The 14,264-nt window shown below is 63.7% G+C and carries 16 protein-coding genes; 11 read left to right on the forward strand and 5 right to left on the reverse strand.

Annotated elements, in window-relative coordinates:
- Positions 1–6: 6 nt before the first annotated feature.
- The 4 genes from cobT (at position 7) to NKG95_RS17650 (ending at position 3,966) form a co-directional block, all read left to right on the forward strand.
- Positions 7–1,905, forward strand: a complete 1,899-nt coding sequence (gene cobT, locus NKG95_RS17635) for a cobaltochelatase subunit CobT (protein WP_023721130.1) — start codon at positions 7–9, stop codon at positions 1,903–1,905.
- The gene (locus NKG95_RS17640; protein ID WP_353041686.1) at positions 1,902–2,927 is read left to right on the forward strand and encodes an esterase-like activity of phytase family protein; all 1,026 of its coding nucleotides are present in this window, start codon (positions 1,902–1,904) and stop codon (positions 2,925–2,927) included. The genes cobT and NKG95_RS17640 overlap by 4 nt, the downstream gene beginning before the upstream one ends.
- A 191-nt stretch (positions 2,928–3,118) precedes the next feature.
- Positions 3,119–3,487, forward strand: coding sequence for an ArsR/SmtB family transcription factor (locus NKG95_RS17645; RefSeq protein ID WP_352483563.1), 369 nt, complete (start codon positions 3,119–3,121; stop codon positions 3,485–3,487).
- Entirely contained in the window at positions 3,484–3,966 is a 483-nt protein-coding gene (locus NKG95_RS17650) for an SRPBCC family protein (protein ID WP_352483490.1), read from the forward strand. The genes NKG95_RS17645 and NKG95_RS17650 overlap by 4 nt, the downstream gene beginning before the upstream one ends.
- A gap of 55 nt (positions 3,967–4,021) precedes the next feature.
- Here NKG95_RS17650 and NKG95_RS17655 read toward each other — a convergent pair whose 3' ends face one another.
- From NKG95_RS17655 to rpmB, 3 genes are all read right to left on the reverse strand, one after another.
- Positions 4,022–4,693, reverse strand: coding sequence for a spermidine synthase (locus NKG95_RS17655; protein WP_023721126.1), 672 nt, complete (start codon positions 4,691–4,693; stop codon positions 4,022–4,024).
- Positions 4,694–4,776: 83 nt separating this feature from the next.
- Positions 4,777–5,457 (reverse strand): queuosine precursor transporter, encoded by a 681-nt coding sequence (locus NKG95_RS17660; RefSeq protein WP_023721125.1) that lies wholly within the window; start codon positions 5,455–5,457, stop codon positions 4,777–4,779.
- Positions 5,458–5,539: 82 nt separating this feature from the next.
- Positions 5,540–5,836 (reverse strand): 50S ribosomal protein L28, encoded by a 297-nt coding sequence (rpmB, locus tag NKG95_RS17665; RefSeq protein WP_023721124.1) that lies wholly within the window; start codon positions 5,834–5,836, stop codon positions 5,540–5,542.
- A 617-nt stretch (positions 5,837–6,453) separates the two neighbouring features.
- On the opposite strand from rpmB, the gene NKG95_RS17670 reads away from it, so the two are divergent.
- From NKG95_RS17670 to NKG95_RS17690, 5 genes are all read left to right on the forward strand, one after another.
- Complete coding sequence (locus tag NKG95_RS17670) at positions 6,454–7,245, forward strand: DUF3108 domain-containing protein (RefSeq protein ID WP_352495630.1); 792 nt, start codon at positions 6,454–6,456, stop codon at positions 7,243–7,245.
- A gap of 40 nt (positions 7,246–7,285) precedes the next feature.
- Positions 7,286–8,191: an aromatic amino acid exporter YddG gene (gene yddG / locus NKG95_RS17675; RefSeq protein ID WP_353041688.1), complete on the forward strand. Its 906-nt coding sequence runs from the start codon at positions 7,286–7,288 to the stop codon at positions 8,189–8,191.
- Positions 8,191–8,856, forward strand: coding sequence for a lysoplasmalogenase family protein (locus tag NKG95_RS17680; protein WP_353041690.1), 666 nt, complete (start codon positions 8,191–8,193; stop codon positions 8,854–8,856). Before yddG ends, NKG95_RS17680 begins: the two co-directional genes overlap by 1 nt.
- Positions 8,857–9,037: 181 nt before the next feature.
- Positions 9,038–9,400: a MerR family transcriptional regulator gene (locus NKG95_RS17685; RefSeq protein WP_352495627.1), complete on the forward strand. Its 363-nt coding sequence runs from the start codon at positions 9,038–9,040 to the stop codon at positions 9,398–9,400.
- Positions 9,397–9,996 carry a short chain dehydrogenase gene (locus NKG95_RS17690; RefSeq protein WP_352495626.1) on the forward strand — a complete coding sequence of 200 codons (600 nt, stop codon included), beginning with the start codon at positions 9,397–9,399 and terminating at the stop codon, positions 9,994–9,996. The genes NKG95_RS17685 and NKG95_RS17690 overlap by 4 nt, the downstream gene beginning before the upstream one ends.
- Before the next feature lie 170 nt (positions 9,997–10,166).
- Here the strand turns inward: NKG95_RS17690 and NKG95_RS17695 are convergent, their stop codons facing one another.
- Together NKG95_RS17695 and gloB are read right to left on the reverse strand one after the other, a co-directional pair.
- Positions 10,167–10,595, reverse strand: a complete 429-nt coding sequence (locus tag NKG95_RS17695; RefSeq protein WP_352483497.1) for a cupin domain-containing protein — start codon at positions 10,593–10,595, stop codon at positions 10,167–10,169.
- A 20-nt stretch (positions 10,596–10,615) separates the two neighbouring features.
- Positions 10,616–11,383 carry a hydroxyacylglutathione hydrolase gene (gene gloB, locus NKG95_RS17700; RefSeq protein ID WP_023721117.1) on the reverse strand — a complete coding sequence of 256 codons (768 nt, stop codon included), beginning with the start codon at positions 11,381–11,383 and terminating at the stop codon, positions 10,616–10,618.
- Positions 11,384–11,481: 98 nt separating this feature from the next.
- Here gloB and NKG95_RS17705 point away from each other — a divergent pair, with 98 nt between their 5' ends.
- Together NKG95_RS17705 and NKG95_RS17710 are read left to right on the forward strand one after the other, a co-directional pair.
- Positions 11,482–12,252, forward strand: a complete 771-nt coding sequence (locus NKG95_RS17705; protein WP_352483498.1) for a class I SAM-dependent methyltransferase — start codon at positions 11,482–11,484, stop codon at positions 12,250–12,252.
- Between the two features lie 130 nt (positions 12,253–12,382).
- Entirely contained in the window at positions 12,383–14,215 is a 1,833-nt protein-coding gene (locus NKG95_RS17710; protein ID WP_023721115.1) for an ABC transporter ATP-binding protein/permease, read from the forward strand.
- The last annotated feature ends 49 nt before the right edge of the window (positions 14,216–14,264 follow it).

Here is a 14,264-nt window from a genome sequence, read left to right on the forward strand (position 1 = left end):
GTCTCGATGGCGGGTCCGGGCGACAACACGCGAAACAAATCCAAGACCGGCGCTGAGAACGACAGCTTCAAGCGCGCGGTTACCGTCTGCATGCGCGCCATCGCCGGCGACAAGGACCTCGAAGTCGGCTTCGCCAAGGACCGGCCGGCGCTGGCCGGCAGCCGCGCCCGGCTGCCCGAACTGCCGAAGAAGGCATCGAAAGCCGATATCGCCATCACCCGGGGGCTCGGCGATTCCATGGCGCTGAAGCGCGCCTGCCATGATGCGCGCATCCACACCAGGCTGGCGCCGGAAGGCAAGCAGGCCCGCGCCATCTATGACGCGGTCGAGCAGGCCCGGGTCGAGGCGATCGGCAGCCGCGCCATGCAGGGCGTTGCCGACAATATCGGCTCGATGCTCGAAGACAAATACGCCCGGGCCAACCTCGTCGACGTCAAGGACAAGGCCGACGCGCCGATCGAGGAGGCGCTGGCGCTGATGGTGCGCGAAAAGCTGACCGGCCGCACTGTGCCGAAGAGCGGCGAACGGCTGGTCGATCTCTGGCGGCCTTGGGTCGAGGAAAAGGCCAGCGCCGACCTCGACGGGCTGTCGGCAAAGCTCGACGACCAGCAGGCCTTTGCCCGCGTCGTGCGCGAGATGCTCGCCTCCATGGAAATGGCCGAGGAACTCGGCGACGACCAGGAGACGGAAGACTCGGAGGACAACGACGAAAACCAGCCGCAAGGCGAGGAGCAGAGCGAGGAGGGCGGCGAAGACGATTCCGGCTCCGAGCAGTCGCAGTCCGAAGATACCGAGGCATCGTCCGACGACGAGCAATCGGCCGAGACCGAGGCCTCCGACGCCACTGCCGACGACCTTTCCGACGATGACGACGCCGACGCGGAGACGCCCGGCGAGGCGCGCCGCAACGACAATCCCTTCACCAATCTGCCGAAAGAGATCGACTACAAGGTCTTCACCACGGCCTTCGACGAGACCGTAGGCGCGGAGGAACTGTGCGAGGAGGAGGAGCTCGACCGGCTGCGCGCCTTCCTCGACAAGCAGCTCGCCAACCTGTCCGGCGTCGTCGGGCGGCTGGCCAACCGGTTGCAGCGCCGCCTGATGGCGCAGCAGAACCGCTCCTGGGATTTCGACCTCGAAGAAGGTTATCTCGATCCGGCACGGCTGGTGCGCGTCGTCATCGACCCGATGCAGCCGCTGTCCTTCAAGCAGGAGCGTGATACCAAATTCCGCGACACGGTGGTGTCGCTGGTGCTCGACAATTCGGGTTCGATGCGCGGCCGGCCGATCACGGTCGCGGCGACCTGCGCCGACATCCTGGCGCGCACGCTGGAACGCTGCGGCGTCTCAGTCGAAATCCTCGGCTTCACCACCCGCGCCTGGAAGGGCGGGCAGGCGCGCGAGAAATGGCTGAAGGAAGGCAAGCCGCCGAACCCCGGCCGGCTCAACGATCTGCGCCACATCATCTATAAATCCGCCGACCATCCGTGGCGGCGGGCGCGCCGCAATCTCGGCCTGATGATGCGCGAGGGCCTGCTCAAGGAAAACATCGACGGCGAGGCGCTGCTTTGGGCGCACAACCGGCTGATCGCGCGGCCGGAGCAGCGCAAGATCCTGATGATGATCTCGGACGGCGCGCCGGTCGACGATTCAACGCTGTCGGTCAATCCGGGCAATTATCTCGAGCGGCATCTGCGCGCCATCATCGAGCTCATCGAGACGCGCTCGCCGGTCGAGCTTTTGGCCATCGGCATCGGCCACGACGTCACCCGCTACTATCGCCGCGCCGTCACCATCGTCGATGCCGAAGAACTGGCCGGCGCCATGACCGAGCAGCTGGCCTCGCTGTTCGCCGAGGAAACCGTGCGCGACACGCGGCGCGGCGGCATGCGGCGCGCCGGATGATTTTTTCCCGCGGCGGCCTTTGGCAGACGCTTTTGGCCGCCATTGCGTTGTCAGGCATCAGTTTGGCGCCGGCTGTCGCTGCCGGGCCGGCCCCGGTCGAGCCGGCCGAAATCTCGGCACGGCCGATCAGCGAATTCCATATCGGCCGGCCGGACAAACAGTTCGGGCCGCTCGAATTCGTCGGCGGGCTCGAAATGACCTCGCCGACGCGCGATTTCGGCGCGCTGTCGGCGCTTCGGTTCCTCAAGCCGGGCAGCGATTTCATCGGCGTCGCCGATACCGGCTTCTGGTTCTTCGGCACCCTTGTCCACGATGCCGACAAGCGGCCTTCCGGCATTCAGAATTTTCGCATGCAGCAGATGGTCGATGCGGCCGGCCAGGCCATCGACCTGAAATGGGCGGTCGATGCCGAAGGCCTCGCGGTCCAGGACGGCATCGCCACGGTCGGCTTCGAGCGCGATCACCGTATCGCAGAGTTCAAGATCGATCCGGACGACATGAAGGCGCCGTTCAAGCAATTGGACTTCCTGATCCCGGCCTGGGAACTTCGCCGCAATCGCGGCTTTGAGACCGTCGCCCGCGCCCATCCTTACGGACAGCACGCGGGCGGGCTGGTCGTGGTGTCGGAAAAGAGCCTCGACAAGGCCGGTAACATCTTCGCGGCGATCATCGAAGGGCCGCATAAGGGCGTCTTCACCGTCAAGCGCAATGGCGACTTCGACATCACCGACGGCGCCTTCCTGCCGGATGGCGACCTGTTGCTTCTGGAGCGCAGTTTTTCGATAGCCGGCGGCGTCAAGATGCGGCTGCGGCGCATCTATGGCGAAAGCGTCGAGAAGGGCGCCGTCGCCGACGGGCCGGTGCTGCTTGAAGCCGACATGGATTACCAGATCGACAACATGGAAGCGCTCGACGTCTGGACCCGCGACGACGGCGCGCTGATCGTGTCGCTGATGTCCGACGACAACCACTCGATCCTGCAGCGCAACCTCTATCTGGAATTCATCCTGCACGAGGATTGACGCGCGATCGGCCATTGATCGGCTGTTGGCGATGCTGGCATTTCCGCGCCGTTTCGCAGCGCATGCAATTTCCCATGGCGATTTCCCCTGGCAATGACCCGCGTCGCGGGTTTCCAACCGGCTCTCACCATCTGCAAAAATACTTTAGTTGTGGCTTGACAATTTGTGTCATCGGCGAAATACTCAAGTCCATGCTTAACTATTCCGAGATCGACAGCATCCTGCGGGCTCTTGCCGAGCCGACGCGGCGGGCAATCCTGGAAAGGCTGGGCCGCGGGCCGGCCACCGTCAGCCAGCTGGCGGAGCCGTTCGGCATGACCTTCGCCGCGGTGCTCCAGCATCTCCAGGCGCTGGAAGCGTGCGGGCTGATCCGCAGCGAAAAAATCGGACGCGTGCGCACCTGCCGGATCGAGCCCGGCGGGCTCGCCCCGCTCGCCGACTGGATCGCCGCGCGCCGCACGCCGGCCGAACGCCACCTCGACCGTCTCGGCCAGATTCTGGCGGAGACTGACCAACCGAACGCAACACTCCACGACCAGGAAAAGGACGAAGAGAAATGAACCAGATTGCGCCCGTGAACGACCACTCCGTCATCCATTCGACCTTCACGATCGAGCGGACCTATCCGCAATCGCCCGAGCGCGTCTTCTTCGCCTTTTCCGACAAGGCGACAGTGCGGCGCTGGCGCGTCGAAGGTGACGGCTTCACCATCGCCGAGTTCACCTTCGATTTCCATGTCGGCGGCGGCGAGGTTTCGCGGTTCAGCTATCAGGGCGGCCCGGAAATCAGGCTCGATGCGCAGTTCCAGGACATCGTCCCTGACCGACGCATCGTATTTTCCTACCGGATGGCGGTCGGGCCGCAGCCGCTGTCGGCGTCGCTCACCACCGTCGAGCTCGCACCCTCCGGCGACGGCACTCGCCTGACCTATACCGAACAGGGTGCGTTTTTCGATGGCATTGATTCAGCGCAAGGACGCGAAGAGGGCACGCGCGGGCTGCTGCAGGCGCTCGCGGCCGAGCTTCAGAAAGCGAAGTAGTAGGTGTCGGCATGCCGGGCGGAGCCCAAACAGCAATCCGCCCGAATTGCTTCCGCTATGCTTTACTCGCGAGCCAGACGATGTGACGAGCGCCGCGCTTGCCGTGAGCCCGCACCTTAACCTCGTCGACCGTGAAGCCCGCCTGCTTGAGCCTTCGGGTGAAACCTGCGTCAGGGCCCTGCGACCAGACCGCCAGCACACCGCCGGGCTTGAGCGCGGCGCGTGCGGCGTTGAGGCCGGTGCCGCTGTAGAGCGCATCGTTGGCCTTGTAGACGATGCCCTCGGGGCCGTTGTCGACGTCGAGCAGGATCGCGTCCCAGGCCGATGCTTGCGAACGGATGAGCTGACCGACATCGGTCTCGTGAACACTGACGCGCCGGTCGTCAAGGCAACCGTCGAAAACCTCGGCCATCGGGCCGCGCGCCCACGTCACGACTGCCGGCACCAGTTCGGCAACAGTGACCTGCGCATCGTCGCCGAGCTCGGCCAGCGCCGCGCGCAAGGTAAAGCCCATGCCTAGGCCGCCGATCAGGATGCTTGGGTTCCGGCGGCCGGCAATCCTTTGACGGGACAGTTTGGCCAGCGCCTCTTCGGAACCGCTGAGCCGACTGTTCATCAGCTCGTTGGCGCCAAGCATGATCGAGAATTCGCCGCCGCGCCGTTTCAGGCGAAGCTCCTGTCCGCCGTCAGGCGTTTTTGCCGAGTCCAGCTGAAGCCAGGGGATCATGCTCGATAGTCTTTGAGCATGATCTTGTCCGAAAACCGGTTCCCACTTTTCGCTAACGCGGACCTTCGGTTCGGGATCATGCTCTATGCCGCCAGTGCCGGCTGGCTCCAGCGGGCGGCAAGCAGCCGGTAAGGGATCAGCGCTACCACCGCTATGATCAGCTTGACGCTGAGATCGCCGAGCGCCCAGGATATCCAGCGCATCGTCTCGACTGGCAGCATGCCCATGAGCGGTGCGGTCTCCAGCGCAAAGCCATCGTTCGGCCCGGCGAAGGCGAAAGCCGCCGCGAAGGCGACGGTGAAAAACACCACCGTATCGAAAACGGAGCCGACCAGCGTGCCGACGATCGGCGCGCGCCACCAGCTCTGCCGGCGCAGTCGGTTGAACACGGTGACGTCGAGCAATTGCGCGGTGAGGAAGGCCGCACCCGACGCCGCGGCAATGCGCACCAGCCGGTCGGCGGCGGTCTCGAATTCGATCAGGCCGTGGCGAAACAGCAAGGGCGGGATGACGATCGAGCAGACCACCGCTGTCATGAACCCGACAAAGACGATCCTGCGCGCCACCGCCGGGCCGTAGCGGCGATTGGCGAGATCGGTGACCAGGAAGGAGAACGGATAGGTGAAGGCGCCCCAGGTCAGGATGTCGGCCAGCGACAACCCGCCGATTGCGCCCTGCATCGGAAACTGCACGAGGATGTTCGAGGCCACGACGACGAGCGCCATGGCGGCCACGAAGGGCAGGTATCGCGAGAGGAAAATCATTTTTTTATCCTGGGTAATGGAACCAGCGGAACGCGATCCGGAGTTCGGATCACGCCCTGGAAGGCGGCTGCCGCCGAAAAATTCAGGCGGCCGGCTGTTCGGCGAGCTTCTTGGCGATCTGCTTCTTCAACAGGCGGGCGCGCTGCGACAATTGCTTGGCATCGGCCTTGGCCAGGAAGGCATCGAGGCCGCCGCGATGCTCGACCGAACGCAGCGCGTTGGCCGAAATGCGCAGGCGCACATTCTGGTTCAGCGCTTCAGAGATCAGCGTCACATTGACGAGATTGGGCAGGAAGCGACGCTTGGTCTTGTTGTTGGCGTGGCTCACATTGTTGCCGGACATGACTGCCTTGGCAGTGAGTTCGCAGGTGCGGGACATGATACTAACCTTCGGTTCTCGGTCCTGGCCAAACATTCGACCCGCGCCGGGTGGCGCGCGGTTTCGGTCAGGCGGCCTTATGGAAAAAGTTGGCGTTCCATAGTTGCATTTCGCCGATGCGTCAAGCTTGGGGTTGGTTCGGGAGAGGGAATTGCACCTTCAAGAGATGAGCACCAGTGGCGAAGCTGCCGATCTCCCCGCTTGCGGGGGAGATGGCCGGCAGGCCAGAGGGGGTGCTGTCCCTCCGACTTAGCTCCGTTGCAGCCAAAACTCTCGGCACTGGGAGGATAAGCTGGATCTTGGCGATCCTTCCTACCCCCTCTGCCCTGCCGGGCATCTCCTCCGCAAGGGGGAGATCGGCAAATTCATCGAGCGCCACATTTTGTTCTTGCTTTGTGCCGGCAGCTATGCTACTAATTTGGGTATGGTGCTGATTCGCGCCGACGACCCGCCCGCCGAGGCGGGTTTTTCATTTCTGGCTTCCGTCACCTCCCACCGACCAGCCCCAGCGTTCCCTGCCGACGCCGCCTTCACATTAAGGCCGGAATTCAGCCTATAAGCGGTCACACAGGGACATGCCAGATCGCCCGTCTCCGGTCGACAATCAAGGACCCGCCATGCCTCGTTCTTTCCTCCATGCCCTGGTCGTGCTGTTCGCCGTCGCGCTGTCGACGACGGTTTCGGCCGCCGAGCCGCAATCCTTCACGGGCGAGTATTCGGTGTCGTTCCTCGGCCTTTCCGTGGCCAAGGCGAAATTCTCCAGCCATTACGAGGGCGACACCTATTCGATCGAGGGCAGCGTCTCCAGCGCCGGGCTCGCCACATTGTTCGACGATACGCGAGGCACGATCTCATCGAAGGGCAAGATTTCGGGCAAGCAGTTGCAGCCGCAGGCGTTTCGCGCCGACTACACGTCCGGCAAGAAGGCGTCGATGATCGACATCCAGTTTGCCAACGGCGTGGTCACCTCGACCAAGGTCGTGCCTGAGCCAAAGAAGCGCAATCCCGAGAATTGGATACCGCTGGTCGGCAGCGATCTCGTATCCGTCCTCGATCCGATGGCCGCGACCGTCATCCATGCCGACAGCCTCGACCAGGTCTGCGGGCGCACGGTGAAGCTCTATGACGGCGAAATGCGTGCAGATCTGAAACTGACCTACGAGTCGAAAGGGTCGATCTCGGTGGCCGGCTACGAGGGCGATACGGTCACCTGCAGGCTGGGTTTCGAGCCGGTGGCCGGCTACCGCAAGAACCGCAAGGCGCTGAACTACCTGAAGAAACGCAGCCGCATCATGGTGACGTTTGCACCGGTCGGCCAAAGCGGCGTATATGCGCCGATCCGCGCCACGGTCAGCACGCAAATCGGCCCGTTGACGGTCAGCGCGGAGCGGTTCGAAGCAGACGAATAGGCGTGATGGTGCGCCGCCAATGGGCCACGGGGCGACGGGTATGGCGCGCGCAACACTGATCGGCTTCTCCGCGGTCGCCATGTGGGCGCTGCTGGCGCTGTTTACGGATGCTTCGGGTTCGGTGCCGCCGTTCCTGCTTTCGGCAATCACCTTTACGATCGGCACCTGCGTCGGCCTGGTTGCCCGGCTGTTCATGCCGGCAGCCGATGGCGCCGCGAAGATACCGCGCCAAGTCAAAATACCACGCAAAGTCTGGGTGATCGGCATTGCCGGCCTGTTCGGCTACCACTTCTTCTACTTCACCGCGCTGCGCAATGCGCCGGCCGTCGAGGCCAGCCTTATCGCCTATCTGTGGCCGCTGCTGATCGTGCTGGGATCGGCGCTGATGCCTGGCGAGCGGCTGGCCTGGAACCATATCGTCGGCGCGCTGCTCGGCCTTGCCGGCACGGTCCTGATCGTCACCAAGGGCGGCGGACTTGCCTTCGATGCACGTTATGCCTTCGGCTATGCGATGGCCGCCGTCTGTGCCGTGTTGTGGTCGTCCTATTCGCTGTTATCGCGGCGCTTCCCGTCGGTGCCGACCAGCATCGTCACCTGGTTCTGCGCCGCCACCGCGGCACTTTCGCTCGTCTGCCATCTGTTGCTGGAAGAAACGGTGCTGCCCAACGGCGCCGGCCAGTGGCTGGCCGTGCTCGGCCTCGGTCTGATGCCGGTAGGGGCGGCGTTCTATGCCTGGGACATCGGTGTCAAGCGCGGCAACATCCAGGTGCTGGGGGCGGCAAGCTACGCCGCGCCGCTGCTGTCGACACTGGTGCTGATCGCCGCCGGCTTCGCCGAGCCGTCATGGCGCATCCTCGCCGCCTGCGTGCTGATCACCGGCGGCGCGGCACTGGCGGCGAAATCGCTGTTCCTGCGCAAGAGGGCCACGAGCGAGGCAAACGCTTGATGCCGTTTCCCGGCGGCATCGATGCCAATGCCAATGCGACGCTGCTGTTTTCATTGGCGGCGGCGGTGATCTACGCGTTCAGCCTTGGCATGCCGGCGCGTCTTTCGCGGTCGGCGGCAAGGACATTGGCGGTGGCGATGCTGGCGGTACTGGTCGTGCAGCAGAGCGGCCCATGGCTGCTCGTCGCGGCGCTGGGCATCAGTGCCGTCGGCGACGCCTTCCTGTCGCGCGACGGCGAGAAGGCACTTCTTGGCGGCATGGCCAGTTTTCTTGCCGCGCATGTGCTTTACGTCGTGCTGTTCCTGCGCGCCGGCGGCGGCCTCGGGCTGCTTTTGGCCGAGCCGTGGCGGGCAGCGATCGTGCTGGCGATGGTCGTGTTGGTGCTGGCGATGATTTTCGCGCTCCGGCGCCGCGTCGGCCCGGCACTGCGCCTGCCGATAGGCCTTCGTGTGGCGGCAATTCTCGCCATGGGCATTGGCGCGCTTACCCTGAGTGCCTGGGTCATCGGTGGCGTCGCCCTGCTCATATTGTCCGACGGGCTGCTTGCCGCGGAAAAGTTCCTGCTGCCCGCCATCTCGCCGCACCGTGCCTGGATGCGCCATGCGGTCTGGGCGCTGTATTACGCCGGCCAGCTGGCGATCACCCTGGGTTTCGTTTTAGGCTAGGCATGTCGATATTCAGATGATGCCGGCCTGCAAACGGCGAAAGATCCGACGCTTGGTGCCCATGGGCAAGCCTTTGTGACGCAATCCTCGAGGTCGTCAGATCAGAGGGTAAAAATTCTCGCTTGACCTAGAGCTGCTCCAGCTTGGTAGCCTAGCGCACAATCGGCAGGGTAGGCGACACATGCGCATTTCGGAGGCGGCAGCTACAAGCGGACTGGGTATCGACACTATCCGCTATTATGAAAAATTGGGTTTGCTTCCGAAGGTCAGGCGAGGACGTGACGGGAGGCGGGACTTCTCGGCAGAGAATGTCGAATGGCTAATACTCCTGTCCTCGCTGCGCGAGACAGGTATGCCCATGGAGCAGATGCGATACTTTGCGCGGCTTTATCAGCGGGGCAGCGAGACTCTGCCCGAACGGAAAGCGGTTCTTCTTGATCACGCAGCGCATCTGGACAAGCGGCGAGCTGCGTTGGATGGCTGCGCCGAACTCCTTGCCTACAAGCTCAAACGATATGACGAGATGGCAGAAGAAATATCATGAGAATTATTGTCGTCGGCGCGGAAGGTGACATCGGCAAAGCGGTTTGCGACGAGTTGGGTTCCCGCCACGCGATCATCAAGGCCAGCCGCTCTAGTGGCGACTTTCAGGTTGATATGGCTGACCGCGCATCGCTCGATGCCATGTACGCCAAATGTGGCAAAGTGGATGCCGTCATCTCTACCGCAGGCAATGTCCATTTCGGGCCGCTTGGCAAGTACACCGAAGAGACGTTCATGCTTGGCCTGCGCCATAAGGTCATGGGCCAGGTCAATCTGGTGTTGGCAGGGTTGGCCACTGTCAGCGATGGCGGCTCGTTCACACTGACTAGCGGAGTGCTCGACCGCGATCCCATTCGGATGGGAACAGGGGCGGCAACAGCGAACGGCGCGCTCGGCGGTTTTGTCCTTGGTGCGGCGATCGAGATGCCGCGCGGTCTTCGCATCAATGTTGTGAGTCCCGGACTTCTGGACGTGTCCGTGCCGAGATATGGCGAGTGGTTCCCCGGTCACGAGCCCGTTTCGTCGAAACGGGTGGGGCTCGCCTATGCGAAGAGCGTGGAAGGGGCCATCACCGGCCAAGTGATCATCGTCGGGTAGTTTCGCAGAAATCCTAAATGTTGGGACATATTGGTCGCCCCCTGAATATCAAGGGTAGTTTCCGTTGCAAAATTTCGGAGGTTCGAGAGTGACTCTTGCGACAACCTGAACGACGGCTTTCCATCCTGAGCGGCTGTTGTCGTTGGGTACCAAGCGTCAGGTCTTCACCACTACGGCGTGCCCGGCAGCCAGCCTGGTTCGGCCAATTCGAAGGCGGCGAAATCGAAGCCCGGCGCCACGGTGCAGCCGACCAGCGTCCATTCGCCGAGGCTGCGTGCCGACTGCCACCAGCCTGCCGGCACGACGATCTGCGGCCGCTCGCCTGCGGCAAGCGCCGTGCCAAGGATCTCCTCGATGACGGGACCGCCTTCTCGATGTATCGACAGCGCCAGCGGCGCACCGTCATAGAAGTGCCAAACCTCGGCCGCGTCTTTGACCCGGTGCCAGGCCGACAATTGGTCCTTCTCCAGAAGGAAATAGATCGCCGTCGAATGGCCGCGCGTGCCTGCCGCGCCGTCGCGAAAGGTTTCGGCATACCAGCCGCCTTCCGGATGCGGCTTCAGGCCGAGCAGGGCGATGATTTCGGCGGAACTGGTCATGCCCTAGCTCCTGGTGCCGCTCAGAAATTGTCCTTGCGCTTGCGGATCTCGGCGAACACTTCGGCGTCGGAGGCCTTTTCCAGGCCGAGATGCCTGCGGATCGCCGGATCGTGCCAGCGCAGGAACGGATTGGTCGACAGTTCCTCGCCGATCGTCGTCGGCAGCGTCGGCTTGCCGTCGGCGCGCAGCGCCTCGATCTTGGCGGCACGCTCTTTCAGCGCCGAATTGGTCGGGTCGACGGTCAGCGCGAAACGGGCGTTGGCCAGCGTATACTCATGTCCGCAATAGACGACCGTCTCGGCCGGCAGCGCTGCGAGCTTTTTCAGGGATTCGTACATCACCGGCGGCTTGCATTCGAGCAGCCGCCCACAGCCGAGCGCAAACAGCGTATCGGCGGCGAATGCCACTTTTGACGCCGGCAGGTGATAGGTGACATGGCCTGCGGTGTGGCCGGGTGTGGCGATGACCTCGATCCGCTCATCGCCGAGGTGGACGACCGACCCTTGCTCGACGGTTTCGTCGATGCCGGGAATCTTTGCCTTTTCGGCTTCCGGCCCGACGATGCGCAGCTTGAAACGCTCCTTCAGCGCCAGATTGGCCTCGACGTGGTCGAGATGGTGGTGGGTGGTCAGGATCATCGTCGGCGTCCAGCCGGTGCGCTTGATGGCGGCCAGGATCGGCGCCTCTTCGGGTGCGTCGATGAGCGCCGTCTGGCCGCTTTTGGGGTCATGCACCAGCACGCCGAAATTGTCGCTGCGGCACATGAATTGTTCGATCTCGACCGGCATCATATCTCTCCGTTTACAGGCGCAGACATAGGGCGCCTGCCAGCTGATGTCATCTGCCTTTGTTGAACTTGGACTGCTTCGAAGCTACCGTTCCGCCCATGCATTCAGATATTGTCGACCTCCGTTCCTTCTATTCGACCACACTCGGGCGCCTGGCCGAACGCTCGATCACCATGGCGCTGTCCTCGCTATGGGCTGTTGTGCCCAACGAGCGGCTGGTCGGCCTCGGCTATACCTTGCCATGGCTGGAGCGCTTCGGCAGCGATGCCGAGCGCGTCTTTGCCTTCATGCCGGCGACGCAGGGCGCGGTGGTCTGGCCGGCGACGGGGCCGACGGCGACCGCCCTGGTCTTCGACGAGGAGCTGCCGCTGGTCGATTCCTGCATCGACCGCATGCTGCTCGTCCATTCGCTCGAACATGTCGAGAACCCGCGCGAGACGCTGAACGAGATCTGGCGGGTGCTGTCGCCGGCCGGCCGTGTCGTCATCGTCGTGCCCAACCGGCGAGGCGTCTGGGCGCGCTTCGAGCATACGCCTTTCGGCAATGGCCGGCCGTTCTCGCGCGGCCAGCTGACCGAATTGCTGCGCGAAGCGAATTTCACGCCGGCGGCATGGTCCGATGCGCTGTTCTTTCCGCCGTCGCCGCGACGTTTCATGATGCAGTTCCACAATGTGCTGGAGCGTGCCGGCCGGCGCTTCTGGCCGATCTTTTCGGGCGTCATCGTTGTCGAGGCGCAGAAGCGGCTCTATCAGGGCGTCCCGGTGGCGCAGCGCGCCTCCCGCCGCGTCTTCGTGCCGGTTCTCTCGCCGCATGGCGCGCCGACGCTTGGCCGGCTGTCGGGGGCCGAACGTCCGGCGTCGCCAGGATGACGCGTTCGTGATCCGACGCAGGCTTTTTCTCACCTATCTGTCGCGGACGGGTTCGCTGCCCGATTGAAGGCATATGCGGTCGATCCTATCACCGGGGTTTAGCACCGCTTCCGAATGCAAGGATCCACTCATGGCTGATCATCCGGATGTCGAGCCCAGCGCCCAGAAGCTTGCCACGTCGATCGAAGCCAGCAGCCTGCGTGAGCAGCTGGCAACAATCAAATTGGCGCTGACCACCTCGCCAGTGCGAAAACAATTGCTTTGGGCAGCGATCGGCATCGTCGCCGTCATCGTGGCGAGCTCGATCGGGCAGGTTCTGCTCAATCGCTGGAACCAGCCTTTCTACGACGCGCTGGCGCGGCGCGACATGCCGGCTTTCCTGCATCAGCTTCTGGTCTTCGCCGGCATCGCCGGCGGGCTTGTGGTGCTCAATGTCAGCCAGACCTGGCTCGACCAGATGCTTCGCCTGAAGCTGCGCGAGGCGCTGACGCTCGACCTGATCGGCGAATGGATGCGGCCGGCGCGTGCCTTCCGGCTGACCCATGCCGGCGCCATCGGCGTCAATCCCGACCAGCGCCTGCAGCAGGATGCCGGGCATCTCTCCGACCTTTCGACCGGTCTCGGCATCGGCCTGCTGCAGTCCTGCATCCTGCTTGCCTCGTTCGTCGGCGTCTTGTGGTCGCTGTCTTCCGGCTTCGTCTTCCACATAGGCGGCCATTCGCTGGCCATACCCGGCTACATGGTCTGGGCGGCGATCCTCTATGCGGGCACCGCTTCGTGGTTGAGCTGGCTGGTCGGGCGGCCGCTGATCCGCTTCAACAACGATCGCTATACGCGTGAAGCGGAGCTGCGCTCCTCGGTGGTTCGCGTCAACGAGAATGTCGATGCCATCGCGCTTGCGCATGGCGAGGCCGATGCCAGGCGCCGGCTCGAATTCGACCTCGGCATGGTGCTGGGCGCCATGCGGCGCATCTACAGCGCCCAGATCAATCTTTCCTGGGTTACCGACACCTATGGCTGGATCACTGTCGTCGCGCCGATCCTCGTCGCTTCCCCGGTCTATTTTGCCGGCGATATCAGCTTTGGCGGCTTGATGATGGCGGTCGGCGCCTTCAATCAGGTCCATTCCTCGCTGCGCTGGTTCATCAACAATATCGGCGGCATCGCCGATTGGCGCGCCACGCTGATGCGGGTCGCCGACTTCCGCATCGCGCTCGGCGACACCGACGCGCTGCACGATACGGAAAGGCGCATTTCGTTCGGCGAAAATCCCGACGGCAGCCTGACATTCGAGAAGCTCGAGATTGCCTCGCCGGACGGATGCACCAAGCTTGCCGAGCCGCATGTCGAAATCCGCGCCGGCGACCGCGTCATGATCACCGGAGATCCGGGCGCCGGCAAGACGCTTTTCTTCCGCGCCATTGCCGGTCTGTGGCCATGGGGCAGCGGCCGGATCGGCATGCCGGCCGGAGAAGCGCCGATCTTCGTTCCGCGTACTCCCTATTTCCCGCTCGGCAGGCTGCGCGAGGTGCTCAACCATTCAGACGGCGCGGCGGAGGCGAGCGATGCCGAGATTTCGGAGGTGCTGGCCGATGTCGGGCTGCAACGCCTGTCGTCCTCGCTCGATCACTCGGCGCGCTGGGAGCGTGAGCTCAGCGACGACGAGCAGCGTCTGCTGGCCTTTGCCAGGCTCGCCTTGCGACGGCCGAAATGGGTGATCATCGACGAGGCGCTGGACGCGTTCGACGGCGCGACGCTGAGGCAAGTGCTGTCGATGCTGGACAAGCGCCTTCCCGACGCCGCGATCCTCAATATCGGCCGCGGCCAGCACAATACCCGCTTCTTCCCGCGAGCGTTGACCATCGTCAAGGATGCCGGCCAACCGCCCCTCAAGCCGGCCCGTGTCAGGGCAGGCGCCATCGAACCGCCCCCGATTATCGCCTCGGCTCGCCGAAAGAAATAGAAGCCAAGCTTTATTTCGCCGCGATCGCGGCGAAAAACTATGGCGATCG

It is taken from the genome of Mesorhizobium sp. M1423 (genome assembly GCF_040317575.1).
GTDB lineage: Bacteria > Pseudomonadota > Alphaproteobacteria > Rhizobiales > Rhizobiaceae > Mesorhizobium.